The sequence below is a fragment of the Lentzea sp. NPDC020367 genome, from assembly GCF_044387305.1.
Taxonomy (GTDB): Bacteria; Actinomycetota; Actinomycetes; order Mycobacteriales; family Pseudonocardiaceae; genus Lentzea.
Genome location: NZ_JBIRVV010000019.1, coordinates 100,821 through 110,562, shown reverse-complemented (window position 1 = coordinate 110,562; position 9,742 = coordinate 100,821). Strand labels below are relative to the sequence as shown.

The window sequence follows — 9,742 nt, the reverse complement described above, 5'->3', positions numbered from 1 at the left end:
GCCCGCTCTTGGCTCGGCTCGTGACGAAGCCACCCCACCAACGCGCCCCACAAAGCAACGCGCCTCCGCCCAAAGCAACAGGCGTGCCATCTACCCACGCATGGCGTAGACCCCGGCTTTTGATCAGATTGGCGGGGTCTGGGGCGGAGCCCCAGGAATCAGCCGCCACATCCCCTCGCAGGGCGACCACCTACGAACTCGCAACGCGCAGCCGCCAACGCAACCGGGGGACGACCTACGGCCCCGGCGCGCGCACCAACGGCGGATACAACACCTCAGCATCCCCACGCCGAAACAAAGCAGCCGGCCGCCCCCCATCCCGAGAGGTGCTCTCCCCGGTAGCCACCAACAACCCACCCACCCCAGTCACCTTCCGATGAAAGTTCCGAGGATCCAACGAAACCCCCCAAACAATCTCGTAAACCCTCCTCAACTCGGCCACCGTGAACTCGTCTCCACAAAACGCAGTCCCCAACGCCGTGTACTCCAACTTGGCCCGGGCCCTCTCCACCCCGTCCCCCAAGATCCGGTCATGGTCGAAGGCCAGCGAAACAGCCTCCCCCACCGGAACCCAAGACGCAGCAGCAGCATCAGTCCCAGCCACCGGAACCGGCAAATCAGGCGCCAACGCCAGATAGGCCACAGAAACAACCCGCATCCGAGGATCCCGAAGAGGCTCCCCATAAGTCCCCAACTGCTCAAGATGCAGCCCGGACACCCCAGTCTCCTCAGCCAACTCCCGCCCAGCCGCGGCATCCACGGACTCGGCCGGCAACACGAACCCGCCAGGCAACGCCCACCGCCCCCGATAAGGCGCCTCCCCACGCCGAACCAGCAGGGCACACAACGCATCCCCCCGAACGGTCAACACCACCAGGTCGACCGTGACAGCAAAGGGAGGGAAATCACTTGGCGTGTACACCCCACGAAGTATAGGCTTATCGTCAGAACGACGACAAGCCGCAGAACGACCAGCCGAACGAACAGGGAGCCCCAACCGTGGCCGACATCAGCACCTACCCAGGACTCCGCCACCTCAGGGGCGCCCCCACCGTCCACATCCGACACGTGAGCAAGGGCAAGCTGATCCACGAGGGCACCGGCCTGAGCTTCTGGTTCCGCCCAAGATCGGCAGTCCTCAGCGAAGTCCCGGTGGACGACCGAGAACTCCCCATGCTCTTCCACGCCAGAACGAACGACTACCAGGACGTGACAGTCCAACTGACCGTCACCTACCGCTGCACCAACCCGGAAACGGCAACGAACAGGATCGACTTCTCGATCGACCCGGACACGGGAGTCTGGCGCCAGGACCCGCTGAGCCAGATCGCGAACACCCTCACCGAGAGCACCCAGCAACACGCTCTGAAAATCCTCGGCACCCTGCCCCTGGACACGGCCATCAAGACCGGCGTGGCACGCGTCAAGCAGGAGATCCAGGAGAACCTGACGGCAGACCACATCGGCCTGGAGATCATCGACATCCGCGTGGTCGCCATCCGCCCGGACGCGGACATGGAGAAGGCACTCCAGACCACGGTCAGGGAGAAGGTCCAGCAGGAGGCCGACAAGGCCACCTACGAACGCCGAGCCATGGCGGTAGAACGAGAACGCTCGATCAGCGAGAACGAACTCCAGAACCAGATCGAACTGGCGAAGCGAGAGGAACTCCTGGTTGTCCAACGAGGCGCGAACGCCCTGAAAACGGCTGAGGACCGCGCCAGGGCAAGCCGGGTCGCCGACGAGGCCAAGGCGGACGGCATCCGCAAACTGGCCGAAGCCGAAGCCGCAGGCGAGAAGGCCAGGCTGGACGCGTACAAGGAGATCCCACAAGAAACCCTCTACGCCCTGGCGGCAAAGGAACTGGCCGGCAACCTCCCGGAGATCGGCAGCATCACCCTGACCCCGGACATGCTCCAGCCCATCCTGCAGAGACTGGCCCGATGAGCCTCGCCCCGCGAATTGTGCTGGTGCACAGGCGCACCGAGCTGACAGAGTTGCTGGCACGACACGGGACGAGAGGACAGGTCGAGTTCTTCCTCAAGTCCCGCAACAGAACTCTGGACGAGGTGGTGGACCGTGACCAGCAGGCCCGCAGGGCGTTGGGAGACGTCAGCGCCGCCATCCCGCTCGACTGGCGCCGCGGCGTCGTCGAGCGGGAAGACCTGTCGCGGTTCCTGTTCGCGCCCGAGGACGTAGTCGTCATCGTCGGCCAGGACGGCCTGGTCGCGAACGTCGCGAAGTACCTCGACGGCCAACCGGTGATCGGCATCAACCCGGAACGGGGCGTGCTCGCCACGCACGCCCCCGCCCAAGCCGCCGAACTACTGCACAACACCACCAACACCGAAGACCGCACGATGGTCGAGGCCAGATCAGACGACGGCCAGACCCTCTACGCCCTCAACGAGATCTACGTCGGCCACCCGAGCCACCAGACCAGCCGCTACCGCATCCGCGACGAACGCCAGGCCTCGTCCGGCATCCTGATCGGCAGCGGCACCGGAGCAACGGGCTGGTGCAGCTCGGCCCATCGCGAACGAAAGAGCCCGCTGGCCCTCCCCACGCCGACCGAGCGCAAGCTCGTGTGGTTCGTAAGAGAAGCCTGGCCGTCACCAAGCACCGGAATCGAACACACCGAAGGCGAAATCACCGACGCACCACTGGACATCGACGTCGAATCCGACGGCCTGGTGGCCTTCGGCGACGGCATCGAAAGCGATGCGCTACGACTGGGCTGGGGCCAACGGCTGAGCATCGGACTCGCCACCCGCCGGCTCCGCCTCGTGCGCTGACCCGATCACCAGCAGACAAACCCCGGACAACACCGCACCCGCAACCAGATACAGCGCGATGGCCCAAGTCCCGGTGCGCAGCAACGACTGCGCCACCAACGGCGCCAGCCCACCACCCAGCACAGCACCGAGCTGGAAGCTCAACGCCACCCCGCTGTACCGCACCCGAGTCCGGAACAGCTCGGCAAAATAGGCAGCAGACGGCCCGAACAACGCGGCAGAGCCCACAAAGCCGAGCACCATCGCGAACGTGAACCAGCCGGAGTCCGTCAGCCAGAACAACGGAAACGCGAACGCGGCCTGGAAGATCGCCCCGCCGAACATCACCGGCAACCGTCCAACCCGGTCGGACAGCAGCGCGAACGCAGGCACAGCAACGACCTGCGCCACCGACCCCACCACGGTGGCGATCAGCAGATCGTCCGCGGAGATCTTCAACGCCGTGCGCCCGTACCCGATCATGAACACGCTCAGCACGTAGATGAAGATCGTGAACCCGAGGTTCACCCCGGCGCCCAGCAGCACCACGCGCCACCGGTCGCGCAGCACCTCCGCGATCGGCAACCGCGACTTCTCCACCCGCGCGAACTGCGGCGACTCCGAGACGCGCAGCCGGATGTAGAGGCCGATCCCGACCAGCACGATCGAGAACAGGAACGGCAACCTCCAGCCCCACGACAGGAAGTCCGGCCCGGAAGCCTTCGAGGACAGGTACATCGCGAGGTTCGCCAGCACGAGCCCGACCGGCGACCCGATGAACACCCAGCTCCCGTACCAGCCCCAGCGCCCCGGCGGCGCGTGCTCGACGGCCATCAGGGACGCGCCACCCTGCTCGCCGCCCATGAAGAACCCCTGGACGAGCCGCAACAGCACGAGCAGCAACGGCGCGAAGATGCCGACCTGGGCGTAGGTCGGCAGCAGACCGATCAACGCCGTCGACACACCCGTGACCGAAAGGGTGATCACGAGCATCGAACGGCGGCCGATCCGGTCGCCGAGGTGCCCGATCACCGCGCCGCCCAGCGGCCGGGCGAAGAAGCCCGCGCCGAACGTGGCGAACGCGAGCAGCACTCCCACGCGCGAGTCGAACTGCGGGAAGAAGATCTTGTCGAACACGAGCGCCGACGCCGTGCCGTAGAGCAGGAAGTCGTACAGCTCGATCGTGTTACCGACCGCCGATGCCACAGCTACTTTGCGTACCCCCGTCATCGTTCCAGCCTGGTCGAGGGATTGACACTGCGCAATGGTCCGGTCACCCTTCGTCCTACGTTCCTACTCTTCAGTAACGAGGTAGCAATGACGCGCCGAGTGACTGTTGTTTCCCTGCTCACGGCCCTGATAGCGGCATTGCTGGCCCCGCACGCCAGCGCCGCCCCGAAGTACCGGAACTACGTCTCGCTCGGAGATTCGTTCGTCTCCGGACCGTTCATCCCGCTGCAGCGGCTCGACCCGCTGAGCTGCTTCAAGTCCACTCAGAACTACCCGTCCGTCCTCGCGAAGAAGCTCGGCATCGCGAACTTCACCGACATCTCCTGCGGTGGCGCGCAGACCAAGGACATGGCGGGCGTCCAAAGCGGCATCCCCGGCCAGTCCGTGCCGCAGTTCTCCGCGCTCAAGGCCGACACGGACCTCGTCACGGTGTCCATCGGCGGCAACGACATCGGCTTCTCCGACATCATCCTGACCTGCGCCGGCAAGAGCCTGGCCGACCCGCACGGCTCGCCCTGCAAGGCGACCTACGGCGACTCGCTCGGCCAGCGCGTCGACGCCACCTCCGCCAAGGTGGCCGCCGTGCTCGCGGGCATCAAGCAGCGCAGCCCGAAGGCGAAGATCGTGGTCGTCGGCTACCTGCGGATCCTGCCGCCGTCGGGCGGCTGCTGGCCGGTCGTGCCGATCTCCCGCGGCGACGTGCCGTACCTCGACAACGTCCAGCAGCAGCTCAACGGAATGCTGGGCGCACAGGCGAAAGCCGCCGGTGCCACTTTCGTGAACCCCTACGACATCAGCACCGGTCGCGATACGTGTGCAGCGCCGTGGGACAAGTGGGTCGAGGGCATCATCCCGACGAGCCTCGCGTTCCCCGTTCACCCGAACGCCAAGGGCATGGCTGCGGTGGGTAAGCAGGTGGCCGCCGCTCTCGCCGGGACGGAACTCACCGGCGTCTAGTTGCACGCTCTTTCGGCGGTTTACACGATCTGGTGTTACCGCTCGGTTGAATGGAATTTCGGTTCCTGGCCCCGCCAGAGTGGTGGCATGGCCAGGAACCGAATTTTGTTTGCCTGTCTCGCGCTCGCCGCTCCGGCCATCCCCGCGACGGCGACCGCGGCGCCTCTGCTGCCGGAATCGACCCTGATCCTCTCCGTGCAGCAGGAGATGGGCTCGTTCGACAACACCCTGCTGAACTGCGACCCCGCCAGCGGGCCGCACAAGAACGCCAAGACCGCGTGCGACGACCTCGCTCCCGTCAGCGGCGACTTCACGAAGCTGCCGCAGGCCGAGGCCCTGTGCACGATGGAGCTGAACCCGACGAAGGCGAAGCTGCACGGCACGTGGCGCGGCAAGAAGGTCGACTTCGAGGAGACCTTCTCGAACCCGTGCGTCATGCGCGTGAACACCGCCAAGGTGTTCGACTTCTAAAAGACCGCGTTCGCCGGTGTCCCGCCGCACCGCCGTCGCGGCGGGGCACCGGCTGCGCCCTAACCAGGTAAACCCCATGAAGGCACCGGTGATCCGCCCACCGGTCCAACCTTCAGGTCAGGCTTGTCCCCGGCACGGTGGATGACCGCTTCCTCACCGCGCCGCAGGTCGATGCGCAGATCTCCGTTGCCCAGCACCGAGAACCGCTTGGGCCGACCACGAGAATCACGCACGACCGGATCCTTGATGTCCGTGCGCACAACGCAAGGCGCGCCGGCCTCACTGCGCAGCTTGATCCACCGCGTCACCCCGTTCTGCCGCGACGCCGAGAGCAGGAACGCGCCCTGCGTCCGGAAGTCGTCCAACGAGATGTCCGGCCACGGCACCGCGGGAAACACGCGGATCACGCCACCCCAGCTCTGGCAGAGCATGTCGTACATCGACTGCACGGCGCTCAACGGCGTCTCGATGACCGGACCGGACTCCTGGTACATCGTGTTCGGCTTGATGTACCGGCGCATCAGCTCACCGAGGTAGAAGTCGGCCTTGTCCCCGCGCGACATCTGCGCGCTGATCGACGCCGCTCCCGTGAACGTGTAGCCCTGCAACGCGCCTTCGAAGCTGACCCAGTGGTTCAACGACGTCTCGATGAGTTGCCGTGCCCCAGGATCCTCCCAAGTCACCTCGTACAGCGGATAGATCTGCAGCAGGTGCGAGTAGTGCCGGTGCGACTTCGCGAACGGCACCCCCGCGCCGATCATGTACCCGTTGGCGTCCACGGGATATGGCGTGAGGTTGGCGAGCGTGTCCTGCCACCGCGGGATCAGCGGATCGTTGACGCGCAACGACTTCGCGGACTCCAGCAACGTCCGGCAGCCCCACCGGATCAGCGCGAGGTCGTAGGTGCAGTCCGGCGCGTTCACCCCGTACTCGGGCGAGAACGTGATCGGCAGGTGCCACTTCCCGTCCGATCCCTTGGCCAGGAAGTGGAAGTAGTAGTTGATCGCCCTGCGCAGCAACGGGAACAGCACGCCCCGCAGCACGCGGTCGTCCATCGTGTGCCGGTAGGTGAGCCAGACGTTGTGCAGCGTCCAGGTCAGGTTGCCGACCTCGGGCGTCGGCACGTCCTTGCCGGGAATGCCCACGCCGTAACCGGAGTTGCCCACCCCGGCACCGTTGTTGAGCACGGTGTCGGTCGTGCGCGGGATGCCGGCGGAGTCGTGCCGGTACTCGGCAGGCACCTGTTCCACCAGCGCGTCCCGGTATCTGTCGACGGAGTAGGTGACGGCGTCGAACTCGACGTGGTTGGAACCGTGGATCAGCCAGTACTCCAGCTGCACGTTGAGATTCCACCAGGTGTTGGGCCACGGCGTGTTCTCGAGCCAGGGCCCGCAGGTCGCGATCGCGGGCGCCTCCTTCCGCGCCGCCGACGCGAACTTGTAGAGCTGGATCCAGTAGAACGCCTGCAACCGCTTGTCCGGAATGGACAGAAAGCTCCTGCGGTAGAAGTCGTGCCACCACAACCGGTGCTCAACGGCGAGCCCGTCGATCGAGCCGCACCGGACGTTCGCGATCGCCTTGCGCACCGCCGTTTTCGCCGGATGCGACCAGGCGACGCTCGTGAAGAGCGTCCGCCGCGTGCCGCGAGTGACCTCACGCCACGCCGTCACGTGCTCGCCGCCCGCGTTCAACGGCTGCACGGCCAGTTGCACGTCGCCTGCGCTGGTGAGCTGCATGGGCGGGTTGTCGGTGAACCCGGCCGGTGCCGGGCGGCCCCACTTCGGGTCGGTGCGCGGGCTGATCGCCTTGAGCGGGTGGAAGACCCATCGGAACGCCCGCTCGCCCTCGCTGGCCTGGACGTCGATCGCGTAGAGGTCGCGCCGGGTGTGGATGAACGCGCGCACCCGGAGACTTCCGGCGGCCGTGGTGATCGTGCCGGTCAGTTCGGCGTTCCAGAGGTCCAGCCGCAGGTCGACGCCGGTGATCGCGCCGACGGGTTCGAGCGTGAAGTACCCGATGGGCAGCCGGGCGAGGCCGAACAACGCCCCGAACTCCGGCCGGTGGTCCTGCACCTGGGAGTGCTGGACGTTGAACCTGACGGCGTTGGCGCCCGGCTCGGCGTAGATGCCGGAGCCGAGGTAGCCGTTGCCGAGGAACGGGCCCTCGAACCAGGTCGCGGGCATCTTCTTCCAGATTAGATCGGATGACCCGATGAAGTCCTTCCAACTGAACGCATCACCCGCCGATGCGCTCGTCGAGAGCAACGCACTACCCGCCATCCCTGCTAGAGCGCCTCCGAGCACCGTGCGCCGGTTGAGTTCGACCACTTCCAGGCACCTCACTTCGCTGTGCGGTCAGGTCAACGCGGGCGGCGATTCATCGGATCTTTCGTGACTCCTACGGTCTCAGTCAAGAGGCCCTAGGCTTCGATCATGGGGGATTTCCTCGTCTACACGATCGGCTTCCCGGTCACGTTCCTGCTGCTGGTCCTGGGCATGTCCCTGGCCGCGCGGCGCATCCTCGGCCTGCGCATCGGCCTGATCCGCACGGCGCTGGCGTGCCTGCTCTCGATCTCGATCGCGTCGAGCGCCTTCGGTGAGACCAGCGCGGAGCCGTCCGCGGGGCTGGTGACGCTCCAGCTGGGACTGTCGATCCTCGCGGTGATCGGCGTGCTGGCGTTCGCGGAGATCATCGTGCCGACCGGCTCGATCCCGCCGCCCACCGAGTGGTGGGGCATGGCGCGGCGCCGGATCGCGCGGACCCGGCGGTACTCGCGGATCACCAAGATCGCGTTCCGGCACGGCCTGGGGCCCTACCTGCGCGGCCGCGAGCGGACCTCCACCGGGCTCGCGCGGTCGCTGCGGCTCGCGTTGCAAGACGCGGGCGTGACGTTCGTGAAGCTCGGACAGGTGCTGTCGACGCGCGCGGACCTGTTGCCGCAGGACTTCGTCGACGAGCTGAGCCTGCTGCAGGACAAGGTGCCGGCGGCGAAGTGGGAGCAGGTCAGGGCCGTGCTCGACGCCGAGGTCGGGCTCGACGCGTTCCAGGAGGTCGATCCAGAACCCCTGGCCGCGGCCTCGATCGCGCAGGTGCACCGAGCCGTGTTGAAGTCCGGCGCCGAGGTGGTCGTGAAGGTGCAACGGCCGGACGTCCGGGCAACGGCCGAGGGCGATCTGGACATCGTCGCCCGCCTCGCCGAGACGCTGCAGCGCACGCGGTGGGGTGCCGCGCTGGGCGTCCGCGACCTGGCGGCGGGGTTCGCGGCGGCGTTGCGCGAGGAGCTCGACTTCAAGATCGAGGCACGCAACATCACGGCCGTGACGGCGGCGTCGGACTCGTCCGTGGGACTGCCTCATGTCCACCTGTCGACGTCCAGGGTGCTCGTCATGGACCGGCTCGACGGGGTGCCGTTGCGCGGCGCCTCGGAGGACGTGGGGCTCGCACGAACGCTGCTGCGGTTCGTGCTGCGTCAGGTGATGCTGGACGGCGTCTTCCACGCCGACCCGCACCCCGGCAACGTGCTGCTGCTGGCCGACGGACGCCTCGGCCTGCTCGACTTCGGCTCGGTCGGGCGGATCGACTCCGCGCTGCGCTCGGCGTTGCAACGGCTGCTGCTCGCCATCGACCGCAGCGACCCGGCGAGCCTCACGGACGCGTTGCTGGAGCTGACCTCACGACCGGAGGACATCGACGAGCAACGGCTGGAGCGCGCGCTCGGCCAGTTCATGGCCCGGCACCTCGGCGCGGGCATGCGGCCGGACGTGGAGATGTTCGGCGACCTGTTCCTGATCGTGTCGCGGTTCGGGCTGAGCATCCCGCCGGAGATCGCGGCGGTGTTCCGGGCCCTGGCGACGCTGGAGGGTACGCTGGCGGTGCTCGCGCCGGGCTTCAACATCGTCGTGGAGTCGCGGTCGTTCGCCGCGGAGCAGATCTCCGAACGGCTCACGCCGGAGTCGGTGAAGCGGACCATGACCGAGGAACTGCAGGCCGTGCTGCCGATGTTGCGCCGGTTGCCGCGGCGGATCGACCGGATCACCGGGGCGATGGAGCAGGGCCGGCTGAGCATGTCGATGAGGCTGTTCGCGGACGAACGCGACCGGTCGTTCATCACCAGCCTGTTGCACCAGGTCATGCTGACCGTGCTGGGCGCGACCGCCGGTGTGATGGCGGTGCTGCTGCTCGGCTCGGCCGGCGGGCCCGAGGTCTCGGCGGGCATCGGGCTGTACCAGGTGTTCGGCTACAACCTGCTGATCATCAGCGTGCTGCTGGGTTTGCGCGTGGTCGTGACGGTGTTCAGACCCCGTTGATCC

General features: G+C 66.9%; 8 protein-coding genes. 5 read left to right on the top strand and 3 right to left on the bottom strand.

The genetic code is table 11. From position 1 onward, the window contains the following. Nucleotides 1–235: 235 nt before the first annotated feature. Nucleotides 236–922, bottom strand: coding sequence for an NUDIX domain-containing protein (locus ACH413_RS42775; protein WP_360047296.1), 687 nt, complete (start codon nt 920–922; stop codon nt 236–238). Between the two features lie 77 nt (nt 923–999). Between ACH413_RS42775 and ACH413_RS42770 the strand changes: the two genes are divergently transcribed. Next, nucleotides 1,000–1,947 (top strand): SPFH domain-containing protein, encoded by a 948-nt coding sequence (locus tag ACH413_RS42770; protein WP_360047295.1) that lies wholly within the window; start codon nt 1,000–1,002, stop codon nt 1,945–1,947. Then, on the top strand, nt 1,944–2,795 hold the full coding sequence (locus tag ACH413_RS42765; RefSeq protein ID WP_360047294.1) for a hypothetical protein: 852 nt from the start codon (nt 1,944–1,946) through the stop codon (nt 2,793–2,795). The genes ACH413_RS42770 and ACH413_RS42765 overlap by 4 nt, the downstream gene beginning before the upstream one ends. On the opposite strand, the gene ACH413_RS42760 is transcribed toward ACH413_RS42765, so the two are convergent. After that, the gene (locus ACH413_RS42760; protein WP_360047293.1) at nt 2,727–4,004 is read right to left on the bottom strand and encodes an MFS transporter; all 1,278 of its coding nucleotides are present in this window, start codon (nt 4,002–4,004) and stop codon (nt 2,727–2,729) included. The two genes, ACH413_RS42765 and ACH413_RS42760, sit on opposite strands and share 69 nt — an antisense overlap. Nucleotides 4,005–4,091: 87 nt before the next feature. On the opposite strand from ACH413_RS42760, the gene ACH413_RS42755 reads away from it, so the two are divergent. Both ACH413_RS42755 and ACH413_RS42750 read left to right on the top strand, forming a co-directional pair. Next, nucleotides 4,092–4,961 carry an SGNH/GDSL hydrolase family protein gene (locus tag ACH413_RS42755; RefSeq protein ID WP_360047292.1) on the top strand — a complete coding sequence of 290 codons (870 nt, stop codon included), beginning with the start codon at nt 4,092–4,094 and terminating at the stop codon, nt 4,959–4,961. Nucleotides 4,962–5,048: 87 nt separating this feature from the next. Continuing rightward, the gene (locus ACH413_RS42750; protein ID WP_360047291.1) at nt 5,049–5,432 is read left to right on the top strand and encodes an SSI family serine proteinase inhibitor; all 384 of its coding nucleotides are present in this window, start codon (nt 5,049–5,051) and stop codon (nt 5,430–5,432) included. A 59-nt stretch (nt 5,433–5,491) separates the two neighbouring features. On the opposite strand, the gene ACH413_RS42745 is transcribed toward ACH413_RS42750, so the two are convergent. Then, nucleotides 5,492–7,711 (bottom strand): glycosyl hydrolase family 95 catalytic domain-containing protein, encoded by a 2,220-nt coding sequence (locus ACH413_RS42745; protein ID WP_360047299.1) that lies wholly within the window; start codon nt 7,709–7,711, stop codon nt 5,492–5,494. Between the two features lie 153 nt (nt 7,712–7,864). Between ACH413_RS42745 and ACH413_RS42740 the strand changes: the two genes are divergently transcribed. Beyond that, entirely contained in the window at nt 7,865–9,739 is a 1,875-nt protein-coding gene (locus tag ACH413_RS42740) for an AarF/UbiB family protein (protein WP_360047290.1), read from the top strand. The last annotated feature ends 3 nt before the right edge of the window (nt 9,740–9,742 follow it).

What these genes read in the sequence shown, in the direction of transcription:
- ACH413_RS42765 (WP_360047294.1), top strand. Translation starts at nt 1,944, where the DNA reads ATGAGCCTCGCCCCGCGAATTGTGCTGGTGCACAGGCGCACCGAGCTG.
- ACH413_RS42760 (WP_360047293.1), bottom strand. Translation starts at nt 4,004, where the DNA reads ATGACGGGGGTACGCAAAGTAGCTGTGGCATCGGCGGTCGGTAACACG.
- ACH413_RS42755 (WP_360047292.1), top strand. Translation starts at nt 4,092, where the DNA reads ATGACGCGCCGAGTGACTGTTGTTTCCCTGCTCACGGCCCTGATAGCG.
- ACH413_RS42750 (WP_360047291.1), top strand. Translation starts at nt 5,049, where the DNA reads ATGGCCAGGAACCGAATTTTGTTTGCCTGTCTCGCGCTCGCCGCTCCG.
- ACH413_RS42745 (WP_360047299.1), bottom strand. Translation starts at nt 7,711, where the DNA reads ATGGCGGGTAGTGCGTTGCTCTCGACGAGCGCATCGGCGGGTGATGCG.
- ACH413_RS42740 (WP_360047290.1), top strand. Translation starts at nt 7,865, where the DNA reads ATGGGGGATTTCCTCGTCTACACGATCGGCTTCCCGGTCACGTTCCTG.